Source organism: Halohasta sp. A2, from assembly GCF_056175805.1.
The window spans coordinates 17,472-43,057 of sequence record NZ_JAQFWV010000009.1 but is presented as its reverse complement, the minus strand read 5'-3'; the positions used below and the strand labels follow the sequence as shown (position 1 = coordinate 43,057).

Genomic DNA, 25,586 nt, shown 5'->3' with positions numbered 1-25,586 from the left:
ACAAACGCGTGTGTATGACTGAGTCGTACGTGATCATCGGCGATGGGATCGCGGGGAGTTCCGCCGCTGAAACCCTCCGCGAGGAAGCACCCGAAGCCGACGTGAGCGTCATCACCGACGAAGGCGAAGCCCTCTACAATCGCATTCTGATCAAGGAGTTCGCCAAGGGCAAACTCCCCGAATCGCCGATTTCGATCCACGACGAAAGCTGGTACGACGACCGCGAAATCGACCTCGAACTCAACACGCTCGTCACGAACATCGACCCCGAGGCCCACACGCTGTCGACTCACACGGGCGAGACCATCGAGTACGACAAACTCCTGCTCGCCACCGGCGGCACCCCCACACAGCTGCCGGTCGAGAACTCCGATGCCGACGGAATTCACCACTTCTGGACGTTCCAGGATGCCAGAAACATCCGCGAGCACATCGAACAGGCCGACTCGGCAGCGATCGTCGGCGCGGGGCTGCTCGGCATCGACTTGGCGGCGATCTGCGGGGCCCAGGAGGTCGAGGCCAACTACCTCATGCGCGGCGATTCCTGGTGGCGTTACGCGCTCGACATCGAGGGTGCCGAGATCATGCACGACGCGATGCGCGAACGTGGCGTGACGCCGGTCTTCGAAAGCGGCGTCGACCACTTCGAGACCGACGAGTCGGGCCACGTCGTCGCCACTGTCGACCCCAACGGCGACCGCTACGAGTCAGAGTTCGTCGGCATCGCCATCGGCTTGGATTTCAACCTCGAACTCCTCCAGGACTTCGAGATCGAGACCGACAACGGCGTCGTGGTCGACAAGTACATGCGAACCAGCGCCGAGGACATCTTCGCGGCGGGCGACCTGACGCGCTTTTACGATACGATCCTGGGCGAACACGCCCAGAACGGCTCGTGGGGGTCGGCCAAAGAACAAGGGACGATTGCGGCCAAGAACATGATCGAGCCCGAAACCGACGAGTTCCGCTGGGTGTCGTCGTACTCGATCACGCACTTCGACTTCCCATTCCTCTCGTTCGGCCATCCGACGCTTGGCGAGGAGTCGGTCTCGAAGAAGTATTCGGACACAGAGTGGCGTCGGATCGCGATCAAGGACGGCAAGATCGTCGGTGGCGTCCTGATCGGCGATCTCGCCCCCCAGAGCGGGTTCAAACAGCTCATGCGCAACGAGACGTTCGTCGGCGATCAGACGGATGCCCTTCTCAACGAGGAGTTTAGCGTCGACGACATCGCGGCAACCCAAGAACAGTAGATACTGAAACGAAGCGGTTTTTGGCGGTGGTAGGCTACGTTTCGTATGAACGGTGCAAGCGGCAGCGGCGAGATGACGCTGGCGTTCGAACTCGACGCACTCCAGGCGTTGGCGAGCCCGAACGTCGTCTTCAACGACGCCCGACAGTGGACCAAGTACGTCGGTGTCGTCAGCGAGAAACCAACGTACGTCGTGACGAACTTTACACGGAAACACCGCGTCCGCCAGGATTTCTTTTCGGGACCACGCGGCGTCGCCGAAAGCCTCGAAAACGTCGCCGAGCAGTTCGACACCGAGCGGCACGTCTTTATTGGCACCTCCGAAGAGGACGCCGCAATCGCCGAACAGACCGGCTGGGAGTACCTCCCCCTAGAGCAGGCCGCCGAGGCCGCCGAGTGGGAACTCGCCGACGACGAGAGCAACGAGGAGTTTTTCGCCGAAGAGACGCGCGACGACTGGCCATAGTATATAAGTAGGTCGACGATACGACCGGTAGCCTAAGGCTGCCTTCCCAGATAGCCGCAGAATTCTCGCTCATCGAAAGCCCTAATCAGCGCACGCACCTACCACACGTAATGAGTCATCAGCTCCCTGACGTGCAGGCCACACGACCCGAGGTCGCCGTCGGGCTCAGCCAGGTTGGCGTGACCGGTGTCGAAAAACTCGTCAAACTCGCCCGCAACGGCAAGCGACCGATCGTTCTCATGGCCGAGTTCGAAGTGTTCGTCGACCTGCCGGGCGGCCGAAAGGGAATCGACATGAGTAGGAACATGGAGGTCATCGACGAGATTCTCGAAGAGGCCACCGAAGCAGAAGCCTACCGGGTCGAAGACGTCTGCGGCGATGCGGCCGAACGCCTGCTGGCCAAACACGATTACACGTCGACCGCAGAAGTGCGGATGACCGCCGAACTCATCACGAAAGAACAGACCCCGGCGAGCGACAAGACGACCCAGAACACGGCGACGATTATCGCCAGCGCGACCGCGACCGACGAGGGAACCCACGAGGAGATCGGCGCGGAAGTGACGGGAATGACGGTCTGTCCCTGCTCGCAGGGGATGTCCGAGTCACGTGCCCGCGACGAACTCCAGAACCTCGACGTCGACCGCGAGGTCATCGACGAGTTCCTCGATCGGGTCCCGCAGCCGGGCCACTCCCAGCGCGGCCACGCGACACTTACTGTGACCAGCGAAGGAAGCCCGGACGTCGACCTGGGAGATCTTATCGACATCGCGCGCGATTCGATGAGCGCGCGGATCTACAACCTCGCCAAGCGACCCGACGAGGATCACATGACCTTCGAGGCCCACTCGGACGCCAAGTTCGTCGAGGACTGTGTGCGTGCGCTCGCCGAGGGCGCGGTCGAGGAGTTCGACCACCTCAACGATTCGGCCGTGATTCGGATCAAACAGTCGAACGACGAGTCGATCCACCAGCACAACGCCCACGCCGAACGCGAGGTCACGCTCGGCCAGCTTCGAGCCGAACTCAACGGCGACGTCTGATCTGCCCAGCGGCCACAAAACTCAGATTGCGAGCGGGTCGGCCTGTTCCCAACGTGGTGTGAATTCGGCTCGGATGTCGGTTGCAAACGCGGTGTCTTTCAGATTTATCATCGCGAACGATTCAGTTGGATCCAGTGGGTTTGGGACTTCGATACACACTTCCACACCGTCGAGCAGCGCGAACGTGCTGTCGACGCCGTCGAACGTTCGAACCGCGAAGTTGTCGTACTGCGCGAGCCGACCGTGGTAGCGCTGGACGGTACTTTCGGGCAGATCAGACACCAGCGAAGGCGTCAACAGGAGATCGATGTCGACGCCACGCGTGAGAGCGGCTTCGAGTTTCCCGGCAACGCGGTCGGTAGCACTCCGTATGTCGATTCCCGACGCCGGCGAGCCAGCCACGTAGATCAGTTCGGATTCGGCCGCCGCGACGCGTTCGAGCAACAGTTCGAGCGTCTCGTCGGGGCCGACCGCGGCCGTCCAAAACGTTTCGTCGACCGACTCGCCGCTGTCGATCTCGTCGACGAGGCTGTCGACGATCGCCTCGTACTGTTTGGCCTGTTCGTCGAGCTCGCGTTGTTTCACCTCCAGCAGTCGGTCGAGTGCGGCCTCGGGCTCGACGGCGACATACTTTTTCGGTCGGCCTGCGGCCTGACTGCGGACCAACCGGTGTTGTTCGAGACTGTTCAGCACGTCGTATATTCTGCCCATCGGCACCTCGCTGATCCGAGACAACTCTTTTGCGGTTGTCGGTCCAGTCCGGAGCAGTGATCGATAAGATCGGGCCTCATACTCCGAGAGACCAAGATCACGCAGGGTTGGCATGCGGACAGATCACTGCCCGCGAGTAAAAACACACCGAACGTTTATTGCCGGATTGCAGACAGTTACTGGTCGTCGACGGTCTCGGAGACCTGTTTCATGAGCATCTCGGGATCGGTCGCCGGCGGCCGGTCAGTTCCACGGACAACGGCGTGGCCCGCGTCGACGTCGGGGGCGTTGGGGATCACGACCGCCTCGTGGTCGGCGACTCTGAGCGCCGCGCGGTGGAGGTCCGACCCGGTCTCGCCGCCCACCTCGATGACGAGATCACCGCGCGAGAGCCGGGCGGCAACGCTTCCATAGCTCGCGACCTGGACACCGATCCGGTCCCACGCGCCAGCGAACGCCTCGATGGCCTCGGTGGCGACCTCGCGATAGCGGGGTTCGTCAGTGAGAATCGCGAGATGCAACAGCCCACCGGCGAGTTCGACGCTACTGTCGATCGGATTCAGTGGGCGACCGCAGAGCCCGTCGCCTCGGGCCGGGCCGTCGCGGAACGCACCGTCGACCAGGAGTTCGTCGATGGCCTCGTCGGCGACGCGTTGGGCGACCTCGGCGTAGTGGCGATCACCGAGAACCTGGCGGGCGCGACACCAGCCGCTGACGACGCCCGCGACGTCTTCGAGCAGGTGGGTTTCGCCCGTTCGGTCGCCCGCCCGAAAGTGGGTGACGACGCCCGACTCCGTGTCGACCAACTCGTCTTCGAGCGCGTCCAGAATCCGTTCGGCGTACGTGCGGGCGGTCTCGTCGTCGGTGTAGGCGTAGTAGGTGAGCAGTGCATCAGCGGCGTGGGCGTTGGCCCCGGCGAACACGGTGAGGTCGGTCCGCGGCGGTTCGCGATCGGCGCGTTCGTCGGCCGACAGCGCGTAGTAGGCCGCCCCCTGGCCGGGACCCTGGCTCCCGCCGACGGCGATGCCGGTCCAGAGGGTATCGGTGAGGTAGTCGACCGTTCGGGCCGCCGGCTCGCGGTAGGCCTCGTCGCCAGTATATAAATAGGCGTTCGCGAACGCCCGGAGCGCTGCGGCGTTGGTCGCCAGGACTTTCTCGTAGCGGACGTCCGACCAGTCGCGGTTGGTCGCGAACCGGAAGAAGCCACCGTCGACACCGTCGTGGAGGTGTTGGGCGACCGCATCAAGCGTCTGGAGCGCCTGCTGGCGCTCGCGTTTGAGTGCGAATTCGATGGTCCGTGGCATGGGGAACTTGGCGTCGGTACCCCAGCCGCCGAACTGTGGGTCGAATTTCTCGGTGAGCTGGCCGGCGATGTGCGCTTCGATTCGGTCGCTGAGGTCGCCTTTGGGGGTCGGCTCGTCGCTCAGTGCGCGGGGCACGCGGCCCGCGCTGGCTCCCTTTTCGGCCCAGAGCTCGCGAATGCGGTCGACGACCTGTCGCATTCCGTCGGGGCCGAGATAGGTTGCCCCCGAGATGAGTCGGCCCTGCGGGGTGAGAAACGCGGTGGTCGGAAAGCTGCCCATGTTGTACCGTTCGCGAACGCGCGGATGGCGATCGACGTCGACGCGGATCGGGACGAAACTGTCGTTGATGTTGGCCGCGACGGCTGGCTCGGCGTAGGTTCGGGCGTCCATCTCGTGGCACGCACCGCACCAGGTCGCCGTCAGCGAGAGCAGAATCGGCGTGGCAGTCCGCTCGGCCTCCGCGAACGCCTCGGGGCCCCAGGACCGCCACTCGACGCGGGTCGACTCGTTCATATATGGGTTCGGCCGGCCTGTCGCCTAAGGGCTTCGCTCACCGATCATGGGATGTCGACTAGACGGTCCGGAGTTTATATACGACACCGCCACCGCGGCCGAAGACGGCGGGCTGTGGTCGACGAAAGAGGTTATAGACGGTCGCAAACAACTGGTGGGCATGCGAACGCGCTATCTGCTCGCGCTGTTGCTCCTCATCCCGCTTGCGGACTCGTTCGTCCTCGTGGCGATCGTCGGCTGGGGACTGTTAACGTGGCTTCAGACGGTCGCACTGGTCGTCCTGACGGGCCTCATCGGAATGATCCTCGTCCGCGCAGAGGGCCGCAACACCCTGGGTCGGTTCCAGCGCAAGCTGGCGGCCGGCTCGCCGCCGACCGACGAACTGCTCGATGGGGGGTTGCTGATCGCCTCGGGAGCCTTCCTGCTCACGCCGGGGCTCGTCACCGACCTCATCGGCTTTCTGTTGGTGTTGCCGCCGACGCGGTATCCGATTCGGGTCGCGCTCAAGCGGTGGGTGGTCGTCCCCTACATCGACAAGCAGACCGGCGGGCTCGGCACCGGCAAGGTCTGGACGTTCGGCTTTCCCGACCCCGAGCAGGCGTCGGGCAACGGCCAGAACCCGTTCGATATGGGCCAGTCGACCGGCGACCGAACTCAAAGCCATACAACCGACGGCCAGGGTGACGACGACATCGTCGACGTCGACTTCGAGCGGGCCGACGAGGACGACTCCGAACGCGAAACGCGGTCGAACTCGTAGGACGAGCGGGGGGTGCAAGTGCGACGGTGCGCCGTGAAATCGACTGACGCAACGCTGGCAAAAGGAAACTGTTAAACAGAACCCAGCGCTACGAAAGAATGCGCCACTCAGGGTCGATAGCTCAGTCAGGTTGAGCGCTCGGCTGATAACCGGGAGGCCCGCGGTTCAAATCCGTGTCGACCCATCTCGTGGCGGCTTCGGCCGCACAGAAAATGGCGCGCCTCCCCAGCCAATTCTTACCGGTTCTACACTGCATAGCGATCGGTCTGAGAGCTATTTCGAATCTAACACTACCAATTAACGAAAAGTTGCAGAGTTAGTCAGGAGGGCTGATTAACGGATAAAAACAACCGATGCGACGGGCAGGAGTTGCACACTGCGTTACGACCGTGGAACGGCCGCGTGATTCTACTACACTACCGTCGCGTACCTCGACAAACCGGCCGCGGGGTAATTGTTAGTCGACCAATAGTCGACACGTAGGCGGTCCCTACGCGACCACCTTAGGCAGCCATCGACCGACAGCTCTTGATCGCGGGTTCGAGCACCTCCGCACAGGTCTGGCAGTGGTCCATGTCGTGCTGGGCACACTCGTCACGGCAGGCTTCGGCGGCATCGGCGACGAGCGAAGCCTGCTGGGCGTGGAACTCGGATTCGCGAGCCATAAACCGGGCGTGGAGCGAGGCGAGATCGGCCACGTCTCGACAGAGCCGGAGACATCGGGCCATCTCTTCGCCCTCCTCGGCGCAGGCGTCCGCACACACCTCGCAGGCCTGGGCGGCCTCCGAGCAGTTGTCTATACAGTCGCTCATCTCGCTGCTTTTCTGTTGGAGCTCTTGGATTGCCATCGCATCTCAACCATCCACTGAATGAATCACAGCCGTTATGACGAGTTGGATCAGGGATACTGCCAACATACATTCACTACCGGTACGTCGACATCGATGATCGACCGCCCAAGTCAATACATATACGTCTCTGGTTTGTAGAGCAAGCGTGCCGACCTTGCCAGACGACAGCGATCACACCCCGGTCGACCCTGTCGACGACACCCCGACGATCAGTTGTTCGCGGTGTGACCGGAGTTGGGCGCTGACCTACGAACTCGAAACGCTGTACGCGGGCAATCAGGCGTTTGAACAGTTCGCGCTCGACCACAAACGACACACCGGTCACTTTCCCGACGATGTCTCGCCGTGGCTCGTCGACTGCCAGCAGTGTCCCGACGCCGAGGCGTATCTCGACGAACAACCGGCCCGACGCTGGGCCGAAACCCACGCTCGCCACACGACACACCCGGTTCGACTCAGCTACGCCGCCGACGATCTCGACACGATCGTCACCCCCGATAGTCGCTGACTACTCACGCTACTCACAGGCTACTCTCGGTCGACACTGCCTACTCTCAATCGACAACTGCCTACGCCATCAGAAAAACCGGTCGAGACCGCTTTGGGTTCGACTGACACCCGACGGATCGCGAACCCACGGCGTCCGGCTGTCGCGAAGCGCCGCACGGTCGACTGCCGGCGGCTCGGCTTCGTCGAATCCCACACACGCCGGTCCGCAGTCGACCGCCGGGTCGACCACGCGGCCGTGCCACGAACAGTAGGGGCGGCCGTCCTCGGTCGGCTCGATGCGTCGACACGGCGGAAACTCGTAGGTTCGCCACCCCTTGCCGTAGGCCCGCTCGGCGATCCGGCGTCGTTTCTCGGCCTTTTCATCGGGCGTCACGAACGCGATATCCGTCCGAAGCGGCCGTTTCGCCTGGAGTTCGACACCGGGTTCGTCGACCGCCAGCGAGGTGGGTTCGCGGATTACCGTTCGCTCGCCCGAGTTGGGATCGAACCGCCAGACGCCGACCGCCTCGGGAAGCCGGTTGAGTTGCGCCCGAGTAACGTAGCTCTCGGTCACCAAAATCACTTCGTCGAACAGGCCCAACGAGATATCGATCCGGAGCTGGCGGTCGAGATCGCCCGGTTGGGCCAGATCGGGCTTGTTTTCGATGCCGACGAGCCCGCCGATCCAGTCGGGATACCGCGTTGTCTGTCGAACGTACCGCCGGCCCGAGTGGCGTTCGATCTCCAAAAAGCCACACTCGACCGCCCGATCGATGACGCTCCGGGCGTGGTCGGGCGAGCAGTCGAACGCCTCACGCCAAAAAACGGCCTCGCCCGCGCCCACGTCGCTTTCGATCGCCAGCGAGGGGATCTCACGGGTCGTAATTGCCGTTCGAGCGTCGAACTCGGCACCGGGTTTGAGCCCACAGACGTCGACGATCCGACTGCCCGGCGAGGCGACCGCCCCGCCGAGCTGGCGAGCGACGAGCCAGTCGGTGTTGGTTTCGAGCCAGCTACAGAGCGCCACCTCGAACCGAAACTCCATACACGCAGGTAGAACGCCGAGAGAATAAACCGCACGTCTCCGTCGAAATCCGTATCCCACAGCGGTCCCTACGCCGGGTATGCGTCGAATCATGCGGATCGCCTTTGTGGTCGTCGGGCTTGTTGCGGTCGTCCTGTTGGCGTTGGGGGCCGTGCCGAGCTATCTCGGCTCGGGCGCGTACTACTATCTCGAAGTGACACCGTCCGACGACGACGGCACCGCAGTCGACATCTCGGAGATCAGCGAGCGGCGGTATCCGTACCTGACCGAGGCACTCCAGGCTGACGACGGCCGGTCGGAGGGCTACCAGCGCGGACTGGGTGGAGTTAAAGACGACTTCGCGCACTCACCGTTCGACGAGCGTGATTCGCTCACTCAGTTGGATGCCGACGCCAGCCGCGACGGTGGCGAACGCGTGATCGTCGTCGACGACGGCGAGCGATACAGCGTCAGTATCGAAAGCGAGTCGGAGGCGTCGAATGCGTGATCGTCACGCGCTCGCCGAGCTCTCGGCTCCCGACTGGCCGGTGATCGAGTCCGTCGTCGAGTACGAAACCGGCTGGTACACCGGTGGCTACGATCTGGTCGAACAGCCGGATGGATCGACGAAAAAGTACTATTGGGCCGAACTCGCACCCGCGGTCGTGATTGTCGCCGTAACCGGCGATCAACTGCTGTTCGTCGAGCAGTACCGACCGACGATCCGCCAGACGCAGTTGGAACTGCCGGCAGGCATTGTCGAACCGGGCGAATCCTTCTGCGAGGCTGCCGCCCGAGAACTCCGAGAGGAAACGGGGTTCGATCCGGCCGAGACCAAGCTCCTCGAAACGTTCTGGTGTTCGACCGGCGTGCTCAGACATCGCCGTGGCTTCGTGTTCGCCGAGGATCTCACACCTGTCGCTCGCGAATTGGATTCGAACGAGTTTCTGGTCCCAAAAGCGGTGTCGGTCGACGAGGCGCTGTCGGTCGCACGGGCCGACCCGACGAACGATGCGACGGTCGAAGGCGTGCTGTTGGCCGAAACCGAGGGGTTACTCTGAGACGTCGTTCGATTCGGAAAGGCGGATGGTCAGCACCGGCACCTCCGAGAGGCGGACGACTTCTTCGGTGACGCTCCCGATCAGTTTCTTTCTGAGCCCCCGTCGACCGTGTGTACCTATCGTGATGAGGTCGATATCGTTCTCTGTTGCGTACTCGGTGATTGCCTGGGCGGGCTCGCCGTGTTTGATCGACGTCACGGACTCGACGCCCTGGTCGGCCAGCCACGACGACACCTCGTCGACGAGCATCCGCCCGCGGTGTTCGATCCCCTCGCGTTCGTCTTCTTCGTGCCGAGACATGTGTCCCTCTCCTGCAGTCTTTCCTTCGCGGGGGACCATCCCCGACTTCCATTCGCCGTCGTCGCCACGCCGGACCACCATCCCCGATTCGGTGTGTTCGGCGTTGACGACAAACAGGACGTGCAACGTCGCGTCGTAGGTCTCGGCGATGTCACGGGCGTGATCCAGCACCACAGCGGCGCCTTTGCTTCCGTCGGTTGGATAGAGGATGGAATCGTACATGACGGGCTCCGCACCGAACTACGACCGAAAGATATGTAAACATACTGTCTATATTTCAGCGAACCACACACTCACCGCAGGAGTAGTAACCGGTCGACCAGGGATAGCCAGCCGAAGGGGACGCCGAGGGACTTATGCGAACTGGCCGGTTTAAAGTGGTATGGACGGCGAAATCAGCCCCGCCGAGGTCGAGACATTGTTAGAAACGGCCGAGGCCCCACGGATTGTCGACATTCGGTCAGCGATGGCGTTCCGACGCGGCCACATTCCCGGCAGCGAGAACGTTCCGTTCGAGCAACTCCCTCAACGAGTCGAGACGCTCGAAGACGCCGACCACATCGTAACGGTATGTCCACACGGCCACGCCAGCGTGCAGGCGGCCCGGTTGCTCGGTTCGTACGAGGGTACCGAAAGCGCACGTATCGAGAGCATGCACGGCGGGCTCACCGAGTGGGACGGCGATCTCGAAGCAGAATCCGAGCGCACAGCCAACGAGGGCCCAGAAGCTCCTTTTTAACTAGCCCGTCGACGGGCGACAAGCGATAGCAGGAACAGGACAGTAACGACCGAAAGCACGCCGAACCCCGGGGTCTCGTCGTCGACCGATGGTGGGCTCTCGTCGGCCGAAGACGGCTCGTCACCCGAATCCGTTTCGGGCTCCGAGTTCGACTCCGACACCGAATTCGACTCCGGCTCGGATTCGTCGACCCGAACGTCGAGCCGGTGTTCGCCGACCGAGACGGTGTAGGTGCCCGGTTCGTCGAACGTGTGCGTGAACTCGTGAGTGGCCGTCTCACCGGCCCGCAGCCGGCCGCTTTCGGTTGTTAGGCTCTCGTTAACGCGGAACGGAAGCTCGTAGAAGCCGACCGTACCGCCGACGTTCTCGACGGTCATATTCACCGCGAGCATTTCGCCAGCGAGCAGGTCGATCGTCGATCCCGAGACGGATTCGGGGCGGTCGGGGCCGCTGATGCGAACCGGATCGGCCTCGGCGAGTTCGAAGCGGAACTCGGCGGGCGCTTGGCCGAACGTCTCGGCGTGCGTTTGGCCGTCCCACACCGTCGGGACGGCGTCGGTCGTCGCATACCGCGTCGACTCGGCTCCGACGTCGGCCTCGGAGGCCGCAGTAACCGACTCCTCGAAGGCGGCTTCGCTCAGCGTGCGGTCGTGACCGTTCGCGTCGGCGAACACGTCCTCGAAGTTCGATTCGCCCGCTGTCGACTCGCGCACTAGGCGGTCGATCTCACCGACGACGAGTGCTCCTTTTAAATACTCGGCGTTGTTCTGCCAGCTGTCGGGGTCGCTGAGCACCGCGGTCGACTGGGGGTCCTCGGCACCCGCATCGAGCGCACGCTGGAACTGCTCGAAGTCGATACGGTCCTGCTGCAGGGTCACCAGCGCCGAGTAGTAGCTCGCGGTCGCCTCGGTGAGCCACCGCGTTTCGGTCGCAGGCTCGAAGTCCTGTCTGGCGTGAACGTACTCGTGAACCCAGACGTTCGTCGCCGTATCGAGCCGTTCGTCGTCTTGGACCCACATGTCAGCATTGCCGGTTTGGACGCCGCGAACCCCCCAGTCGACCGAGTCGGTGGGAGCGGCGATCACAAACACCTCCTCGTCGCGGTCACCGACTCTGAGCGTGTCTGAGGCGTGGCTCAGCGAGTCGAAAATCTCACTCGGCGGCTCGGCGAGATCGGCAGCCTCGGGGATCACGAGCCGAAACGTCTGGCCGTGGGCGGTGTGTGTCTCAACCTCGTGATCCCCGAGAAACGCCATCCGCTCGCCAGCGACGCCTTCGCCCTCGATCTCGGTCCGGCGGTCGACCGTGAGTCGGTCCTCGCCGATCTGTCGCCACTCGGTGCCGGTCGAGGGAATCGTCACGAGCGCCCACTCGTCGGTGTCGGCGAACAGATACCGACCGTCCTCAGCCAGCGGACCGTCCTGGTCGGTTCGTCTGGTGGCCGACACGCGGAACGTCACCGACGGTCGGTCAGTGCGTTCGTCCCACTCGTACTCGCGGTCGGAGTCAGCCGAAAAGCCGTCTGTGTCGGTGACGGTCGCCCCCTCCGGCAGGCGGGCCGAAAGACCGGTGACACGGTCGGGAAACCGAAACGAGACCGTGGCAGTGATCTCGCCGGACCGCTCGGGCGTCCGATCGAGACGTGTCGTCAGCCGGATCTCCTCGTCAGTCGACGTCGGAGACACGGTCGACGGGATGTCGGACGAAAATGACTGAGCAGCCGAAACTGGCTGACCAGCCGAAAGCGGCACGCCAAGCGAGCCAACGACGAGTAAAACGACGACTAGCCCGGCGACGACGGGAGTTCGCATAGCTCCCCCGAGGAGCCAACACCTGATAGCTGTTCAGGCTTTTTTGAATGTTGTGTTGTCAGGGGTCAGAAAAAGCAGGTCGCTCAACGAACAACGAGAATCAGCGCCGTCAGAGACAGACGTTAGGTGGCGGTCACGCGACTGTAAAGCCTTTCTCGCGGAGGAAGTCCTCCACGCGGCCGCGGTGGTTGCCTTGGAGTTCGATCGAGTCGTCCTCGACTGTCCCGCCGCAGGCGAACTTCGATTTGAGATCCGACGAGAGACTGCTCATGTCGACGTCTCGTGGGTCGAATCCTTCAATGACCGTTACCTCTTTTCCATAGCGGCGCTCGTCGATGCGGATGTTGATCTGTTGAGACTCTTTGGCGACGTCTTCGCAGACGCAGAGTTCACCAGGCAATCCACACGTCGAGCAGACTTCCGACATTACATCCGAACGTACAAGACGGGTATATTAAACAGTGTCGGGAGATCCCGCCCTGCGGCCGCCCACCACGCCGATCAGCAGCCACTACCGCTGGTAGCCTCCGGCTACGATTGTCTCAGACAACGGACTGTCCGCGTTAGAAACGTTGTTACGCCTCTCCTACTGTTCGACCGATATCTGATTTCGAGTATGTCTCTATTTACTGATATTAGCGAGGCGTTTATGTCGGTTGGGTACTGCCTACCGTTCATGCCACCCGCCACCGGGCCGCCGTCGACGATGGCCGAGAAAGAAGCGGAACTCACGCCGATGTTGAGCCAGTATTTGGAACTGTGCGCAGACCACGACGATGCCCTCGTGCTGTTTCAAGTCGGAGATTTTTACGAAGCCTTCTGCGAGGCAGCCGAAGAAGTCGCCCGGATCTGTGAAGTGACGCTCACCAAGCGCGAGGATTCGACCGGCACGTATCCGATGGCCGGGATTCCGATCGAAAACGCAAGCTCCTATCTCACGCGGCTGGTAGACGCTGACTACCGCATCGCGATCGCCGACCAAATCGAAGAGGCCGCCGAGGCGACTGGGCTCGTCGACCGGGCGGTCACGCGCGTCATCACGCCGGGCACGGTCGTCGAGGAGGAACTACTCGCTGCGGGCACCACGAACTACGTTGCCAGCGTCGTCGAAGCCGACGAAACGCTCGGAATCGCCGCCGTCGACGTCTCGACCGGCGAGTGTTTCGTCACGAGCGTTGCCGACCGGGCAGGCGTCGAAGAGGAACTCGACCGGATTGCACCGGCCGAACTGCTTGTGGCTCCCGAGACGCCGACGGTCTCGCCTGCCGACACGACCGGCGGCTGGCTCGAAACCGAACTCGACGCGGAGCTGTTCGACCACGACACCGCGGTCGACCGACTCTCGGAGTACCTTTCGGAGCCCGAGAAACGACTGCCGACCGAGGCCGAACGTCGCGCCTGCGGGGCCGTGCTGGCGTACGCCGAGTACACGCAGGGCGACAGGGGTTCGCTCGATTACGTCGCGCGCATCCGTCGATACGACCAGCGAGCCCATCTTCGATTGGATGCCGCGGCGCTCCGCAGCCTCGAACTGTTCGACAACCGCGGGCCGGGCGCGGGCGAAACGCTGTTCGACGTGATCGATGAAACCGCCTCCGCGCTCGGTCGACGCTGTCTCACGCGGTGGCTCCGCCGCCCGCTGGTCGACCGTCGGGAGATCGAAACCCGCCTTGATGCCGTCGAAGCGCTCACCGACGCCTCGGTGAGACGCGAGGAACTCACCGACCTGTTAGCCGGTGCCTACGACCTCGAACGACTCGTCGGTCGCATCTCTCGCGGACGAGCCCACGCACGTGATCTCCGGTCGCTTTACTCGACGCTGTCTATCGTCCCGGAGCTCTCCGAAACGCTCTCGGAACTCGACGCGCTCGGATCGTACCGCGAACGGCTTGACCCACTGACTGACGTCGCCGAGCTCATCGACGCCGCCATCGTCGACGACCCGCCGACCGAACTCACCGAGGGCGGAGTGATTCGACCCGAGTTCAACACGGACCTCAACGAGCTTCGGACCACCGAACGAGCGGGTCGACAGTGGGTCGCCGAACTCGAACAAACGGAACGTGAACGGACCGGTATCGATTCACTGTCGGTGGGTCACAACCAGGTTCACGGCTACTACATCGAGGTGACGAACCCGAACCTCGAGGCCGTCCCCGACGACTACACGCGTCGACAGACGCTCAAAAACGCCGAACGCTTCTACACGCCGGAACTCAAAGCTCGCGAAGACGAGATCTTCGGGGCCGCCGAGCGCGCCGATAGCCTCGAATACGAGCTGTTCTGTTCGGTCCGCGCTGAAGTGGCCGCTGAGACCGAACGGATTCAACGACTTGCGAGCGCGATTGCCGCACTCGATGCGATCTGTTCGCTCGCGACCGTTTCGGCCGACAGCGACTACATCCGACCCACGTTTACCCCGGCCTCGTCCGAACCCGAACTCTCGATCGAAGGCGGTCGACATCCGGTCGTCGAAACCACCCAAGAGTCGTTCGTCCCCAACGACGCCGACCTCAGCCAGGGAGACGTGGCGATCATCACCGGTCCGAACATGAGCGGGAAGTCGACCTACATGCGACAGGTCGCGCTGACCTGTCTGCTCGCCCAGATCGGCAGCTTCGTTCCAGCCGAGGCCGCCGAACTCCCGGTTCTCGACCGGATTTTCACCCGCGTCGGCGCGAGCGACGACATCGCTGGCGGCGAGTCGACGTTCATGCGCGAGATGAGCGAACTCACCGAGATTCTCCACGACGGAACCGAGAACTCGCTGATCTTGCTCGACGAAGTCGGCCGAGGCACCAGCACCGCCGACGGGCTGGCGATCGCCCGCGCGACGACCGAGTTTATCCACGACGAACTCGGCGCGATGACGCTGTTCGCGACTCACTACCACGGGCTGACGAGTCTCGCCGACGAGCGCGAGGGCGTGTGCAACCTCCATTTCGCGGCCACCCGCGACGGCAACGAAGTGACGTTCCTCCACCGGGTCGCACCGGGGGCGTCGTCGGCCTCCTACGGGATCGAGGTCGCCCGGATGGCGGGTGTGCCGAAAACGGTCGTCGACCGCGCGCGCTCGGTCGTGAACTCGGTCGACGCGGCCTCGGGAGCGAGTCCAACAGGCGTCTCGACGACATCGTCGACAGCCAGTACGGATGCGACGGCTGCAGACCACCAGAGCCAAGCGCGCCCGGAGGCCGACCGTGATGGCTCACAATCCGCCGACACCGATTCGCCGAGCGAACAGACAGGTGCGGTGGACAACGACCGTCGGTCTACGCCCAACGAGGCGTTCGAGTCGGACCCCACCCCCGACGATCGCTCGTCGTACCCCGAAGAGGAGTTCTTCGAGGGAACGCCCGATCCCGCGGTCGATGCGCCGCTCGACGAGGAAGCGATGGTCCGCGTCGCGGTCGCGCTCCGCTCGCTTGACGTGGCGAAAATGACGCCCATCGAGGCGCTCACAACCCTCGACGACCTCCGATCCGAACTCAAATAACAGCCATCGGCGAAGGGGCTAAATCGGTTGGCGCGCTGGATTCGACTAACAGATGTCCGGGCCAACGATCCACCGACTCGACGAGGCCACGGTCGCTCGGATCGCCGCCGGAGAGGTGATCACGCGACCGGCCCGTGTGGTCGCCGAACTCCTCGACAACGCGCTCGACGCCGGAGCCGAGCGGATCGACGTCACCGTCGACGGCGACGGAACCGACCGAATCCGAGTTTCTGACGACGGCTGTGGGCTCTCCCGGGTTGATACCGAACGGGCGATCGAACGCCACGCCACGAGCAAACTCCCGGCCGACACCGGAACCGATCTGGCTGGCGTCTCGACACTCGGCTTTCGGGGCGAGGCGCTGGCGGCAATCGCTGACTGCGCGACGCTTGAACTGGTGACCAACGACGGTAGTGTGCTCGGCACGAAACTCCGTGTCGACGACGAACAACGAACGATCAGAGACGCGGGTCGCGCACAGGGGACAACTGTTACTGTCACCGACCTGTTCGCCGATCGCCCAGCCCGTCGTGAGTCGTTGGCCGGTCCGGCCGCCGAGTTCGGCCGGATCAGCGAGCTACTCGCTCGGTACGCGTTGGCGCGCCCCACGGTCAGCTTTTCACTGACGCACGACGACAACGAGAGCCTCTCGACGAGTGGTGGCGGTTATCAGGACGCCCTGCTGGGAGTGTACGCAGCCGAGACGGCCAGCCGGTCGACCGTCATCGAACACCTGACCAGTGTCGGCGACGACCGTCTCTCAGTTCGTGGGATCTGCTGTTATCCATCGGTTACTCGGTCGACTCGGGATCACGTTCGTATCTCTGTCAACGGTCGACCCGTCGTCGATTCCGGCCTCCGTCGGTCGGTAGTCGCAGGCTACGGCTCGCTCATACCCGGCGAGCGGTATCCCATCGCGGCGATCGATATCGAGCCGCCGGCCCGGACGGTCGACCCGAACGTCCATCCGGCGAAACAGCAGGTTGGACTACGCGTCCGCGAGCGAATCGAGCAGTGCGTCGAAACTGCCGTCTCGGAGGCGTTGACGACCGCTGACGCTCGACGCGCCGCCGAGGCCGCAACCGATCTCGAAACGTCGCTGGCGACCGTCGACCGCTCGGATCCGTTCAGTGAGATCCGGGTTATCGGACCGTTTCGCGACCTGTACCTCCTGTGTGAGGATGGTGCCGAACTGCTGGTGGTCGACCAGCACGCGGCCCACGAACGGGTGAACTACGAACGGCTCCGCGACGCAGTCGCAACCGAGGGCGTTCCGACCGCGCCGATCGATCCGCCCGAGACGGTATCGGTCTCGCCCCCAGCGGCGGCGGCCGCCGAAACCCACGCCGAACTGCTCGCCGAACTGGGATTCGATATCGAGCCGTTCGGTGGCCGAACGCTCCGTGTCGCTGGGCTTCCGGCCCCGCTGGGCCGGGTGGCCGACACAGAACTGCTGGTTGAAACACTAGATAGGCTTGCGAGCGGCCGACGGCCCGCCAGTCGACGCGAATCGCTCTTGGCTGATCTGGCCTGTCATCCCTCGCTCAAAGCGGGTGATCGGCTCTCGCAGTCCGACGCCGCACTGCTGTTGGAGCGGTTGGGCGAGTGCGAACAGCCGTTCGCCTGCCCGCACGGGCGACCCACCGTCTGTTCGATCGACGAGTCGACGCTCGCCTCGGGGTTCGACCGTGGCTCGACGCGGTTTCGATAGATCGTTTATAAATTAGTAAGCGCCTACGCCCACGATTTGCAGTCGGGACAGACGAACTCCCCGTCGTCGAGCCACTGTGTGTCGGTCGGCGTGCCACACCGTCTGCAGGGAGTTCCGTCCGGCTGCCAGCGGTAGGTGACGGTCGCAGGGTCGACAGTGTCAGTCATACCTTTTCTTTCGAGTCAGTATATAAAAACAGCCGGTCGCTCAGCGCTCGCGCCGGAGCCGTCTAACTACGAACTCGGTTTCGAGTTCGCCGAGGAACTCGCCGAGTCGTGGCCCTTGCGTCTCGGCGAAAAACAGCCGATAACCGGCCTCAAACAGGTCGCCGATCTCGATGCCGTACTCGCGGGCAGTATCGTAGATGGCGGCCTGTATCTCCTCGCCCGAGTGACCCGCCGCGACGACGTCGGCCAGCGCGTCGAGCGCGGCGGAAACCGACTCGTCGAACTCAGTGTCGGGGAGATCGGTCTGGAGCCGGTAATTGTAGGCGTTGTCCATTTGTTCGGCCCAGGCTCTGGCTTTCTCCACGCGCGCGAGTGCAGCCTCGATCGTGGCGTCGTCTGCGTCGGCTGGAATGTGGCCCTCGTCTCGGGCGAGTTTGAGTCGAAGCTCGCGGTCGTCGACCATCCCGAGCACGGCCGCGAAGGTGTACGGTAGGCGGATCGGTTTGTCCTCGGTGACCTCCTCTGCCACGTACTGATACGCCGCCTCGGCGAACGCCGTCAGCGATTCGTCCGCCACCTCGCCGTAGTAGGCACTCTCAAACCGGTCGTAGTCGTCGACTAACTGGTCGAGTCGCGAGAGGTCGAGATCCCGCGCCTTCTTCGGATTCAGGGCGAAAAAGTAGCGGATAATCTCGGGTTCGAGCAGATCGAGCAGTTCGGTGACGGTGACGATGTTGCCAGCCGACGACGAGAGCGGTTCGCCGTTGAGCGTGAACCACTCGTAGACCATCGGGACGGGCGGCTCAATTTCGAGGACGTTCCCGGCGATGTCGACGCCAGAGGGCCACGATCCTTCGGCGTGGTCCTTGCCGAACGGCTCGAAGTCGACATCGAGAACCTGCCACTGGCCCGGCCACTCGAAGCGCCACGGCAGTTTGCCGTCGCGGAAGGTGGCGGTTCCCTCGTGGCCACAGCCCTCGATCGTATCGCCGCCGACGTCCATATCCGTACAGACGTAGTCGACCGTCTCGCTTTCGAGGTCGATGGCGGTGACCGTCTCGGTGAGTTTGCCACACTCGGCGCAGATCGGATTGAAGGGGACGTACTCGTCGTCGACTTTGGCCTGGTACTGTGAGAGCACCTCGCGAGCCGTGTCGGCGTTGGCGAGAACGTGCGAAACAACGGGGTCGAACGTGCCGTCGGCGTACAGTTCGGTGTTCGAATACATCTCGATCGGCACGCCGAGCCGATCGGCGTCAGCTTCGAGAAGCGCCGCAAAGTGGGCTGCATAGGAGTCGCGTTCGCCGAAGGGATCGGGGATGTCGGTGTAGGGGTTGCCGAGGTTTCGGCCCAGCGCACCCGCGTCGACCTCGCCGAGGCCGACGATCGTTCCGTCCCTGTCGGCGAGTTTTCGGGGCAGCTTTCGGAGCGGGTCCTTGTCGTCGCTCGTGAACACCTGGCGGACCTCGTGGCCTCGATTGCGCAGGACTTCAGCGACGAAAAAGCCCCGCATGATTTCGTTTATGTTGCCCAGATGGGCGACGCCCGACGGTGAGACGCCGCCTTTGACCACGATAGGGTCGGTGGGCTCTCGCGCCTCAATCTCGTCGGCGACCTCGTCGGCCCAGAAATCGTGGTGTGTCGGCTCGTCGGCCCCCCTGTCGGCCGCGAGCGTGTGGGCCGACTGATTGTCTGTGTCGGTCATCTCGTTTCGCTCGCTCATTCGGCTTCGACCCACGTGGCCGGTTCGGTGCTTCCCTGTGGGATGATGTCGGTGCCGGTGTGGTCGCCGCGGAGCACGGCCGACTCGATCGTTTCGGGGTCGGTGCCATCGAGCACGATCGCCCGCATCCCCGAGCGCTCGATGAGTTTGGCCGCCAGAATGTCGACCGGTGCCGCAGCGCCAGCGTCCCGGCTCATCGGCACGACGACGTCGACCAACTCGGCTGGCGACATAGTCGCGTACTTGATCGCGTCGGGGTCGGTGTTCGGGTCCGCATCGTAGACGCCATCCGCGCTCGTCGCGTACACGAGAAGATCGGCGTCGACGTACTCGGCGAAGATCGCAGCCACGGCATCGGTTGTCTGACCCGGAGTGATCCCACCCATCACCGAGATGTCGCCGCGACCGAGCGCATCGCCAGCGGCGTCGTAGTCGGTCGCGGGCGTCGAACGCACGTCGGATTCGAGAGCCGATATAAGTAGTCGGGCATTAATCCGAGTGACGTCGATGCCGAGCTGGTCGAGCTGGACCTCGTTCGCACCGAGATCACGGGCTGTAGTGATATATTCGCGAGCGATACCGCCGCCGCCGACGACGATCCCGAGCTCACAGCCGGCCTCAACGAGCGACTCAATGACCGCCGTGTGGGCCGCGACGCGGCTCGAATCGAGCTCCGGAGCGAGAACGCTTCCACCGATCGAAAGGACGACTCTCATTGTTCTCGGATAACTCCGAGTTCGCCTTAAGGGTTGCCAACCACGTACTCAGCCGACGACGCCACAGATGACTTCGACGACCCGCTGACAGTACAACACTCAAGGTCGACGACGCCCTTCGTCGAGCTATGCAAACGCTCTGTATCATCGGCGATGGCTGTCTCGCAGCCGTCGCAACATTGGCCGATCGATTGGCCGCCACCGGGAGCCGGCGAGTGGCAACCGTCGACCACACCGTCGACTCGGTGAGCTCAACCGACGAGCCGGCGGCGTTTGAGGTCGACAGCGACGGTCGGTGGAGAGCAAGTGGCAGCGGCCGTTCGGCGGTTGAGTTGCTCGATTCGCTCGCGCCGAGCTACGACTACGCGCTCGTCGCCGGGCTGGCACACCACCGCCTGCCGACGGTGGTCATCGGCGAAGCGGAGCCAACACCGTCGGCCGAGGTCGTCGCGACCGCACCGACGGCCGACGCGCTGGATATCGACTCGCTCGTCGACACACTCAACCACTGCGAGCCACACATCACCCTCGAAACGCTCGTCGAGCGAGCTAAAGCCTCGCCGCACGCCGAGCGGTCGGGGGCGATCGCGACGTTTACCGGCCGGGTTCGCGCCAAGGATTCGCCGGACGACGCCCGGACCGAACAGCTCTCGTTCGAACGCTACGAACGGGTGGCCGACGCGCGGATGGCCGCGATTAGCGAGGACCTAACCGAGCGCGAGGGCGTGTTCGAGGTGTTACTGCACCACCGTGTCGGCCGGATGACCGACGGCGAGGATATCGTCTTCGTCGTGGTGTTGGCTGGCCACCGAAAGGAGGCATTCCGGGCGGTCGAAGACGGGATCGACCGACTGAAAGCCGAAGTCCCGATATTTAAAAAGGAGACGACAACCGACGAGGAGTTCTGGCTTCACGAAACGGAGTGAGCAGTCGAACCCGAGTGATTCGGCGCGCGACCGTCGAGGTAGCATTCATCGCACGAATGTCGGTGAGTCGACACGCGTGTCCGGGCGCGCAAGACGGTTGATAGATTGACCGAACGGAAAGACAGCCGAAATTAATTCACGACAAGAGAACAAACTCGGTCAACCAACCGGCGTTGGCCGGAACTTTCGATCACGCTTTACAGCGTGAACAATACTATTAGAATCGGTTGTGAAGAATGTAAACGTCAAGGGAAGCGTTTTGAACAGTCACATTCAGCCCGTTTTTGCGGCAGTCTGAACCGTTCATAATCGTTGTTCGAGATGAAATTCCGTGAATCGAACGCAACGATCTGCGTTATATAACGGATCAGGTGAACAAGCGCGGATCGAGGTTCACCATGAGCGCAACCACATCCTCCTCGAAGACCGCCCGCTACCCAGTCGACGGCAACCCGAAAGCAGAATTGCTCCGGCAGTACCTCCGCGAGCGCACGGCCAGCGGCGATCGGTACTTCAAAAGCAAGTTCATCGCTGACGATGTGGAGCTGTCACCGAAAGAGATCGGCGCGCTGATCGTCCGGCTCCGCGAGTCGGCGACCGATCTCTCGATCGAGCCGTGGTCTTACACCGGGGCGACCACGTGGTACGTCGAGCCGACCGAATCTGCCTGATCGACGCATTCAACCACTTCGACCGCCACGCGGAAACTGTTTTCAGTAAGCCAACCAGATCGCAGTCGACCCGTTTCGATGCACAAAACGGGAGTTTATCACGGTCGACCGCGTACCAAGCGTGATGGCTGACTCGGAGGCCGCCGTTCCTCGCCCCGACGAACTCGAAACGTGGTACCGTCTCACCGACGTGCGGATCGAGAACGGTCGGATTATTTACTACGGCGAGCCGCTGGTCCCCGAGCGGCGGCTTCTCAACGAGCTGTGGCCGGCGTTTCAGCGCTCGGGGTACGAGCTCAAACTCGCGACCGCCGAAGACAGTATCGGGACCGCGCTGGTTGCCGAGCCGGTGTCGGACGAGGACGAGACTGGTGGACTCCCGTGGCTCAACATTACGATGTTTTTCGCCACGATACTGTCGACGCTGTTCGTCGGAGCCTCCGGCTGGTATTTCGTGCCGATCGCCGAAATCATCGAGAACCCGCCCACAATGCTACAGGCATGGCCGTTTACCGCGGCCGTTCTCGGCGTTCTGTTAACCCACGAACTCGGCCACTACGCGATGGGTCGCTACCACGACGTCGACGTCTCGTTGCCCTACGTCATCCCGTTCGTCTTCCCGTTCGGTACGCTCGGGGCAGTAATCCGGATGCGGGGACGCATCCCAAGTCGGAAGGTGCTGTTCGATATAGGGATCGGTGGACCGGTCGCGGGGTTGATAGCGACCGTTATCGTCACGGCCATTGGGCTCTCGCTCGGACCAATCGAGATTCCGACCGCGATCGTCGAACAGAGCCAGTCCGGCAGGTCGATCGTCTTCAATAATCCGCCCCTACTCGACATTATTGCCTCCCTACTCGGCGAACAGACGAGCTACAGCGATCCGGGACTCAGCCCGCACCCGGTGATTATCGGCGGCTGGGTCGGGATGTTTTTCACTCTCCTTAATTTGCTGCCGGTTGGCCAACTCGACGGCGGCCACATGGTCCGAGCGATGATCGGCCAGCGCCAAGAGACGATTGCTGCCCTTGTTCCGGCCGGGCTGTTCGGACTTGCCAGCTACCTGTACTACGTCCGAGAGTTGTCGATCAACGAATCAGTCGGGCTCTGGGCATTCTGGGGTTTGTTCGCGCTGTTTATCGCCTTTAATGGACCGGCAGACCCGGTCGACGAGAGTTCGATCGGCCTTCCTCGCTTGGTGATTGGGTTGGTAACGTTCGGCCTCGGGTTGCTCTGTTTCATGCTCGTACCGATCCAGATACAGGGCTAAGTGCCGTAGGCACCAGTTTCGTCCACTATCGACCGATCAGTGTGTGTAGCCGCGATCAGAAAGCGGTTCACCGTCGACTGTCACACCCGACTTCGGGCCAGTCACCTCGCCGATCACCGTCAGTGGTAGCGAAACGTCGGCCCGAACGGCCTCAACAGCCGCGGAGGGAAGCGTACAGACGAGTTCGAAATCCTCACCGAAATGGACACCGGCCTCCCAGCGGTCGAGCCCACAGTCGTCGACGGCAGAGTCGATCGGGACGCTGTCGCGATCGACCGCAAAGCCACAGTCGCTTGCGGCCGCAAGCTGGTGGAGCGACCGGGCGAGCCCGTCGCTCGAGTCCATCATCGCGGTCGCGCTTGTGGCCAGCCGTCGACCGGTCGCCGTTCGCGGGGCGAACCGGAACAGCTCGTTGGCTCGCTCGGTCTCGCCGCGGTCGAACAGTTCGAGCGCCGCAGCGCTCCGACCCACCGTCCCGGTGACACAGACCAGTTCGCCAGCGGCCGCGCCCGATCGGTAGACGGGCCGGTCGGTTTCGCCGATCGCAGTCGACGTCACCGTGAGCTCGCTGTGATTGTCGAGATCGCCACCGACGTACTCGGCGCCGACGGCCACACAGACGTCACGGGCACCGTCGACGAACGCCCGAAGCTCGCGCTCGACGAACGACTCGTCGGCGTAGGCGGCGACGACCGCGGTCGGGTCGGCTCCCATCGCCGCGAGATCCGACAGCGAGGCCGCTACCGACCGCCAGCCCACGGTGTACCGACTGGTTCCGGGTGGGAAATCGGTCGACTCGTGGAGCATGTCGGTGGTGATCGCGATTGATCCGACGATAGCGGCATCGTCGCCGGCGTGGGGGAGATCCGAACCGAGCAGTCGGAGGGCCGCGGTTTCATCCATCGAATTCCGTCCACCCGTTTCGACCTCTCGACCAAAAGCGTGTGGCATTGGCGAGCCCGGCGGCCGAGATCGTACGCGACTCACCCGCATACACCCGTACGTCGGCAATACGATGGCTTTAAACAGCCCAAACCGGAACAAGGCTTCATGGTAACTCTCTACGACGTCCCGGCCGAGGAGTTCATCGAGGAGCTCGCCGACCGGCTCGCCGACCGCCTCGAAACCCCAGAGTGGGTCGAATTCACGAAAACCGGCCAGGACCGTGAACTGCCGCCACAACAGGAGGACTTCTGGGAGACACGCGCCGCCAGCGTGCTCCGAAAAGTCGCGATCAACGGACCGATCGGCGTCGAGCGGCTCGCCACCGAGTACGGCGGCACCAAAGGCGGCTCGAACCGGTATGCGGTCGCGCCTGCAAACCACGTCTCGGGCTCGAAAAAGATCATCCGACAGGTACTGATCCAACTCGAAGACGAAGAGCTCGTTCAGACCGCACAGGGTGAGGGTCGACGAACGACCGCCGACGGCGATTCGTTCCTCGACGAAGTCGCACAGGACGTGTTCGAATCACTCGACCGGCCGGAACTCGAGCGCTACGCCTAGGTTTTCGACCGCTCCGAAACCGTTTTTGGGCCAGCCAGAAAATACCAGCCCATGAGCAACAGCCCCGACGACGAGCGGCTCGAAGCGCTCCGCGAGCAGAAACGAAAAGAGCTCGAACAGCGCCAACAGGGCGGCTCTGCCGAAGACCAGGAGGCCCAAGCGGCTGCCAAACAGCGAGCCGATGCCCAAAAACAGGCGCTGTTGAAACAGCATCTCACCGACGGTGCCCGCCAGCGACTCAACGCCGTCCAGATGTCGAAACCCGATTTCGCCGAGAAAGTCGAACGCCAGATCGTCGCACTGGCACAGAGCGGCCGGATTCAGGACCGTATCGACGAAACTCAGATGAAATCCCTGCTCAAGGAACTCCAGCCCGAGTCGAAATCCTTCGATATCAGACGGCGGTAGCGAGATGCAGCTCGCACTGCTGTACAGCGGGGGCAAAGACTCCTCGCTCGCCGCACTCGTGTTGGACGAGTTCTACGATGTCCGGCTCGTGACTGCGACGTTCGGAGTGACCGACGACTGGCAACACGCCCGAAGCGCCGCCGACGCGCTCGGCTTTTCGTTCGAACGGCTCTCGCTCAATCCGGCGATTGCCAACGAAGCCGTCGACCGGATGGCCGACGACGGCTTTCCTCGAAACGGCATCCAGCAGGTCCACGACCACGCGCTCGAATCGGTTGCCGCGCTCGACGTCGACGCGATCGCCGACGGCACCCGGCGCGACGACCGGGTGCCGAACGTCTCGCGGGCCAGCGCCCAGAGCATCGAGGACCGCTGGGGCGTCGACTACATCGCCCCGCTTTCGGGGTTCGGCCGCCACGCGGTCGACCGACTCGTCGAAGCCGCCTTCGAGGTCGAAGTCGGCCCGAGCGAGGAGGTACAAAAAGCCGACTACGAAGACGAACTCCGGCGGCTGCTCGCCGACCGGCACGGAGCCGAGGCCGTCAGTGAGGTCTTTCCGGCCCACGAGCAGACCTACGTTCACGGTCGACGATAGCACTGACGCCTCCCATCGACGTTCCGGAGCACCTCTCGGGTAGACTGACAGTATACCGACTTTTCAGCAGACG

27 protein-coding genes and 1 tRNA gene are annotated in these 25,586 nt (G+C 63.2%); 17 read left to right on the top strand and 11 right to left on the bottom strand.

Features of this window, described 5'->3' with window-relative positions:
* Positions 1–14 precede the first annotated feature (14 nt).
* From O2S87_RS04585 to mptA, 3 genes are all read left to right on the top strand, one after another.
* On the top strand, positions 15–1,253 hold the full coding sequence (locus O2S87_RS04585) for an NAD(P)/FAD-dependent oxidoreductase (protein ID WP_475407620.1): 1,239 nt from the start codon (positions 15–17) through the stop codon (positions 1,251–1,253).
* 72 nt (positions 1,254–1,325) lie between these two features.
* The gene (locus O2S87_RS04580) at positions 1,326–1,718 is read left to right on the top strand and encodes a DUF7124 domain-containing protein (protein WP_475407657.1); all 393 of its coding nucleotides are present in this window, start codon (positions 1,326–1,328) and stop codon (positions 1,716–1,718) included.
* 110 nt (positions 1,719–1,828) lie between these two features.
* A complete protein-coding gene (gene mptA / locus O2S87_RS04575; RefSeq protein ID WP_475407619.1) occupies positions 1,829–2,761 on the top strand; it encodes a GTP cyclohydrolase MptA in 933 nt (310 codons plus the stop codon).
* A 21-nt stretch (positions 2,762–2,782) separates the two neighbouring features.
* Here the strand turns inward: mptA and O2S87_RS04570 are convergent, their stop codons facing one another.
* Together O2S87_RS04570 and O2S87_RS04565 are read right to left on the bottom strand one after the other, a co-directional pair.
* Positions 2,783–3,586 (bottom strand): TrmB family transcriptional regulator, encoded by an 804-nt coding sequence (locus O2S87_RS04570; RefSeq protein ID WP_475407618.1) that lies wholly within the window; start codon positions 3,584–3,586, stop codon positions 2,783–2,785.
* Positions 3,587–3,648: 62 nt separating this feature from the next.
* Complete coding sequence (locus tag O2S87_RS04565; RefSeq protein ID WP_475407617.1) at positions 3,649–5,289, bottom strand: DUF255 domain-containing protein; 1,641 nt, start codon at positions 5,287–5,289, stop codon at positions 3,649–3,651.
* A 160-nt stretch (positions 5,290–5,449) separates the two neighbouring features.
* Between O2S87_RS04565 and O2S87_RS04560 the strand changes: the two genes are divergently transcribed.
* Both O2S87_RS04560 and O2S87_RS04555 read left to right on the top strand, forming a co-directional pair.
* A complete protein-coding gene (locus O2S87_RS04560; RefSeq protein WP_475407656.1) occupies positions 5,450–6,049 on the top strand; it encodes an FxsA family protein in 600 nt (199 codons plus the stop codon).
* 110 nt (positions 6,050–6,159) lie between these two features.
* Positions 6,160–6,233 (top strand) — tRNA-Ile (locus O2S87_RS04555).
* Positions 6,234–6,552: 319 nt separating this feature from the next.
* Here the strand turns inward: O2S87_RS04555 and O2S87_RS04550 are convergent.
* Positions 6,553–6,897, bottom strand: a complete 345-nt coding sequence (locus tag O2S87_RS04550; RefSeq protein WP_475407616.1) for a four-helix bundle copper-binding protein — start codon at positions 6,895–6,897, stop codon at positions 6,553–6,555.
* A 157-nt stretch (positions 6,898–7,054) separates the two neighbouring features.
* Here O2S87_RS04550 and O2S87_RS04545 point away from each other — a divergent pair, with 157 nt between their 5' ends.
* Positions 7,055–7,408 carry a DUF8062 family protein gene (locus tag O2S87_RS04545; RefSeq protein ID WP_475407655.1) on the top strand — a complete coding sequence of 118 codons (354 nt, stop codon included), beginning with the start codon at positions 7,055–7,057 and terminating at the stop codon, positions 7,406–7,408.
* A 69-nt stretch (positions 7,409–7,477) separates the two neighbouring features.
* On the opposite strand, the gene O2S87_RS04540 is transcribed toward O2S87_RS04545, so the two are convergent.
* On the bottom strand, positions 7,478–8,434 hold the full coding sequence (locus tag O2S87_RS04540; RefSeq protein WP_475407615.1) for a DUF5787 family protein: 957 nt from the start codon (positions 8,432–8,434) through the stop codon (positions 7,478–7,480).
* Between the two features lie 79 nt (positions 8,435–8,513).
* On the opposite strand from O2S87_RS04540, the gene O2S87_RS04535 reads away from it, so the two are divergent.
* Both O2S87_RS04535 and O2S87_RS04530 read left to right on the top strand, forming a co-directional pair.
* Positions 8,514–8,921 (top strand): hypothetical protein, encoded by a 408-nt coding sequence (locus O2S87_RS04535; protein WP_475407614.1) that lies wholly within the window; start codon positions 8,514–8,516, stop codon positions 8,919–8,921.
* Positions 8,914–9,474, top strand: a complete 561-nt coding sequence (locus O2S87_RS04530) for an NUDIX hydrolase (protein WP_475407613.1) — start codon at positions 8,914–8,916, stop codon at positions 9,472–9,474. The genes O2S87_RS04535 and O2S87_RS04530 overlap by 8 nt, the downstream gene beginning before the upstream one ends.
* Here the strand turns inward: O2S87_RS04530 and O2S87_RS04525 are convergent.
* Positions 9,466–9,996, bottom strand: a complete 531-nt coding sequence (locus O2S87_RS04525) for a universal stress protein (RefSeq protein ID WP_475407612.1) — start codon at positions 9,994–9,996, stop codon at positions 9,466–9,468. The two genes, O2S87_RS04530 and O2S87_RS04525, sit on opposite strands and share 9 nt — an antisense overlap.
* Before the next feature lie 160 nt (positions 9,997–10,156).
* Between O2S87_RS04525 and O2S87_RS04520 the strand changes: the two genes are divergently transcribed.
* Complete coding sequence (locus O2S87_RS04520) at positions 10,157–10,513, top strand: rhodanese-like domain-containing protein (RefSeq protein WP_475407611.1); 357 nt, start codon at positions 10,157–10,159, stop codon at positions 10,511–10,513.
* Here the strand turns inward: O2S87_RS04520 and O2S87_RS04515 are convergent.
* Together O2S87_RS04515 and yciH are read right to left on the bottom strand one after the other, a co-directional pair.
* Positions 10,510–12,324, bottom strand: a complete 1,815-nt coding sequence (locus tag O2S87_RS04515) for a hypothetical protein (RefSeq protein ID WP_475407610.1) — start codon at positions 12,322–12,324, stop codon at positions 10,510–10,512. The two genes, O2S87_RS04520 and O2S87_RS04515, sit on opposite strands and share 4 nt — an antisense overlap.
* 133 nt (positions 12,325–12,457) lie before the next feature.
* Positions 12,458–12,751, bottom strand: a complete 294-nt coding sequence (gene yciH / locus O2S87_RS04510) for a stress response translation initiation inhibitor YciH (RefSeq protein WP_475407609.1) — start codon at positions 12,749–12,751, stop codon at positions 12,458–12,460.
* Between the two features lie 249 nt (positions 12,752–13,000).
* On the opposite strand from yciH, the gene mutS reads away from it, so the two are divergent.
* Together mutS and mutL are read left to right on the top strand one after the other, a co-directional pair.
* Positions 13,001–15,820 carry a DNA mismatch repair protein MutS gene (gene mutS / locus O2S87_RS04505; RefSeq protein WP_475407608.1) on the top strand — a complete coding sequence of 940 codons (2,820 nt, stop codon included), beginning with the start codon at positions 13,001–13,003 and terminating at the stop codon, positions 15,818–15,820.
* Positions 15,821–15,872: 52 nt separating this feature from the next.
* Entirely contained in the window at positions 15,873–17,531 is a 1,659-nt protein-coding gene (mutL, locus tag O2S87_RS04500) for a DNA mismatch repair endonuclease MutL (RefSeq protein WP_475407607.1), read from the top strand.
* Positions 17,532–17,554: 23 nt separating this feature from the next.
* Here mutL and O2S87_RS04495 read toward each other — a convergent pair whose 3' ends face one another.
* From O2S87_RS04495 to pyrH, 3 genes are read right to left on the bottom strand one after another with little or no spacing between them, the layout of a single operon-like run.
* A complete protein-coding gene (locus O2S87_RS04495) occupies positions 17,555–17,698 on the bottom strand; it encodes a DUF7573 domain-containing protein (protein ID WP_475407606.1) in 144 nt (47 codons plus the stop codon).
* 40 nt (positions 17,699–17,738) lie between these two features.
* On the bottom strand, positions 17,739–19,403 hold the full coding sequence (lysS, locus tag O2S87_RS04490; RefSeq protein WP_475407654.1) for a lysine--tRNA ligase: 1,665 nt from the start codon (positions 19,401–19,403) through the stop codon (positions 17,739–17,741).
* A gap of 14 nt (positions 19,404–19,417) precedes the next feature.
* Positions 19,418–20,137 (bottom strand): UMP kinase, encoded by a 720-nt coding sequence (gene pyrH / locus O2S87_RS04485; protein ID WP_475407605.1) that lies wholly within the window; start codon positions 20,135–20,137, stop codon positions 19,418–19,420.
* Between the two features lie 128 nt (positions 20,138–20,265).
* On the opposite strand from pyrH, the gene O2S87_RS04480 reads away from it, so the two are divergent.
* The 3 genes from O2S87_RS04480 to O2S87_RS04470 all read left to right on the top strand — a co-directional run bounded on the left by O2S87_RS04480 (position 20,266) and on the right by O2S87_RS04470 (position 23,004).
* Positions 20,266–21,063 (top strand): molybdopterin synthase, encoded by a 798-nt coding sequence (locus O2S87_RS04480; protein WP_475407604.1) that lies wholly within the window; start codon positions 20,266–20,268, stop codon positions 21,061–21,063.
* Positions 21,064–21,461: 398 nt separating this feature from the next.
* Positions 21,462–21,734: a DUF7123 family protein gene (locus tag O2S87_RS04475; protein ID WP_475407603.1), complete on the top strand. Its 273-nt coding sequence runs from the start codon at positions 21,462–21,464 to the stop codon at positions 21,732–21,734.
* A 124-nt stretch (positions 21,735–21,858) separates the two neighbouring features.
* A complete protein-coding gene (locus O2S87_RS04470; RefSeq protein ID WP_475407602.1) occupies positions 21,859–23,004 on the top strand; it encodes a site-2 protease family protein in 1,146 nt (381 codons plus the stop codon).
* A 36-nt stretch (positions 23,005–23,040) separates the two neighbouring features.
* Here O2S87_RS04470 and thiL read toward each other — a convergent pair whose 3' ends face one another.
* Positions 23,041–23,907 carry a thiamine-phosphate kinase gene (gene thiL, locus O2S87_RS04465; RefSeq protein ID WP_475407601.1) on the bottom strand — a complete coding sequence of 289 codons (867 nt, stop codon included), beginning with the start codon at positions 23,905–23,907 and terminating at the stop codon, positions 23,041–23,043.
* 147 nt (positions 23,908–24,054) lie between these two features.
* Here thiL and O2S87_RS04460 point away from each other — a divergent pair, with 147 nt between their 5' ends.
* Genes O2S87_RS04460 through O2S87_RS04450 form a run of 3 tightly spaced genes read left to right on the top strand, consistent with a single transcriptional unit; the run spans position 24,055 to position 25,513 of the window.
* A complete protein-coding gene (locus O2S87_RS04460; RefSeq protein WP_475407600.1) occupies positions 24,055–24,510 on the top strand; it encodes a 30S ribosomal protein S19e in 456 nt (151 codons plus the stop codon).
* A 51-nt stretch (positions 24,511–24,561) separates the two neighbouring features.
* Positions 24,562–24,918 (top strand): DNA-binding protein, encoded by a 357-nt coding sequence (locus tag O2S87_RS04455; protein ID WP_475407599.1) that lies wholly within the window; start codon positions 24,562–24,564, stop codon positions 24,916–24,918.
* A gap of 4 nt (positions 24,919–24,922) precedes the next feature.
* Positions 24,923–25,513 (top strand): DUF7411 family protein, encoded by a 591-nt coding sequence (locus O2S87_RS04450; protein ID WP_475407598.1) that lies wholly within the window; start codon positions 24,923–24,925, stop codon positions 25,511–25,513.
* Positions 25,514–25,586 lie beyond the last annotated feature (73 nt).

Excerpts from the sequence above, each read along its gene's own strand:
- O2S87_RS04585 (WP_475407620.1), top strand. The coding sequence starts at position 15 with ATGACTGAGTCGTACGTGATCATCGGCGATGGGATCGCGGGGAGTTCC.
- O2S87_RS04580 (WP_475407657.1), top strand. The coding sequence starts at position 1,326 with ATGACGCTGGCGTTCGAACTCGACGCACTCCAGGCGTTGGCGAGCCCG.
- mptA (WP_475407619.1), top strand. The coding sequence starts at position 1,829 with ATGAGTCATCAGCTCCCTGACGTGCAGGCCACACGACCCGAGGTCGCC.
- O2S87_RS04570 (WP_475407618.1), bottom strand. The coding sequence starts at position 3,586 with ATGCCAACCCTGCGTGATCTTGGTCTCTCGGAGTATGAGGCCCGATCT.
- O2S87_RS04565 (WP_475407617.1), bottom strand. The coding sequence starts at position 5,289 with ATGAACGAGTCGACCCGCGTCGAGTGGCGGTCCTGGGGCCCCGAGGCG.
- O2S87_RS04560 (WP_475407656.1), top strand. The coding sequence starts at position 5,450 with ATGCGAACGCGCTATCTGCTCGCGCTGTTGCTCCTCATCCCGCTTGCG.
- O2S87_RS04550 (WP_475407616.1), bottom strand. The coding sequence starts at position 6,897 with ATGGCAATCCAAGAGCTCCAACAGAAAAGCAGCGAGATGAGCGACTGT.
- O2S87_RS04540 (WP_475407615.1), bottom strand. The coding sequence starts at position 8,434 with ATGGAGTTTCGGTTCGAGGTGGCGCTCTGTAGCTGGCTCGAAACCAAC.
- O2S87_RS04535 (WP_475407614.1), top strand. The coding sequence starts at position 8,514 with ATGCGTCGAATCATGCGGATCGCCTTTGTGGTCGTCGGGCTTGTTGCG.
- O2S87_RS04530 (WP_475407613.1), top strand. The coding sequence starts at position 8,914 with ATGCGTGATCGTCACGCGCTCGCCGAGCTCTCGGCTCCCGACTGGCCG.
- O2S87_RS04525 (WP_475407612.1), bottom strand. The coding sequence starts at position 9,996 with ATGTACGATTCCATCCTCTATCCAACCGACGGAAGCAAAGGCGCCGCT.
- O2S87_RS04520 (WP_475407611.1), top strand. The coding sequence starts at position 10,157 with ATGGACGGCGAAATCAGCCCCGCCGAGGTCGAGACATTGTTAGAAACG.
- O2S87_RS04515 (WP_475407610.1), bottom strand. The coding sequence starts at position 12,324 with ATGCGAACTCCCGTCGTCGCCGGGCTAGTCGTCGTTTTACTCGTCGTT.
- yciH (WP_475407609.1), bottom strand. The coding sequence starts at position 12,751 with ATGTCGGAAGTCTGCTCGACGTGTGGATTGCCTGGTGAACTCTGCGTC.
- mutS (WP_475407608.1), top strand. The coding sequence starts at position 13,001 with ATGCCACCCGCCACCGGGCCGCCGTCGACGATGGCCGAGAAAGAAGCG.
- mutL (WP_475407607.1), top strand. The coding sequence starts at position 15,873 with ATGTCCGGGCCAACGATCCACCGACTCGACGAGGCCACGGTCGCTCGG.
- O2S87_RS04495 (WP_475407606.1), bottom strand. The coding sequence starts at position 17,698 with ATGACTGACACTGTCGACCCTGCGACCGTCACCTACCGCTGGCAGCCG.
- lysS (WP_475407654.1), bottom strand. The coding sequence starts at position 19,403 with ATGACCGACACAGACAATCAGTCGGCCCACACGCTCGCGGCCGACAGG.
- pyrH (WP_475407605.1), bottom strand. The coding sequence starts at position 20,137 with ATGAGAGTCGTCCTTTCGATCGGTGGAAGCGTTCTCGCTCCGGAGCTC.
- O2S87_RS04480 (WP_475407604.1), top strand. The coding sequence starts at position 20,266 with ATGCAAACGCTCTGTATCATCGGCGATGGCTGTCTCGCAGCCGTCGCA.
- O2S87_RS04475 (WP_475407603.1), top strand. The coding sequence starts at position 21,462 with ATGAGCGCAACCACATCCTCCTCGAAGACCGCCCGCTACCCAGTCGAC.
- O2S87_RS04470 (WP_475407602.1), top strand. The coding sequence starts at position 21,859 with ATGGCTGACTCGGAGGCCGCCGTTCCTCGCCCCGACGAACTCGAAACG.
- thiL (WP_475407601.1), bottom strand. The coding sequence starts at position 23,907 with ATGGATGAAACCGCGGCCCTCCGACTGCTCGGTTCGGATCTCCCCCAC.
- O2S87_RS04460 (WP_475407600.1), top strand. The coding sequence starts at position 24,055 with ATGGTAACTCTCTACGACGTCCCGGCCGAGGAGTTCATCGAGGAGCTC.
- O2S87_RS04455 (WP_475407599.1), top strand. The coding sequence starts at position 24,562 with ATGAGCAACAGCCCCGACGACGAGCGGCTCGAAGCGCTCCGCGAGCAG.
- O2S87_RS04450 (WP_475407598.1), top strand. The coding sequence starts at position 24,923 with ATGCAGCTCGCACTGCTGTACAGCGGGGGCAAAGACTCCTCGCTCGCC.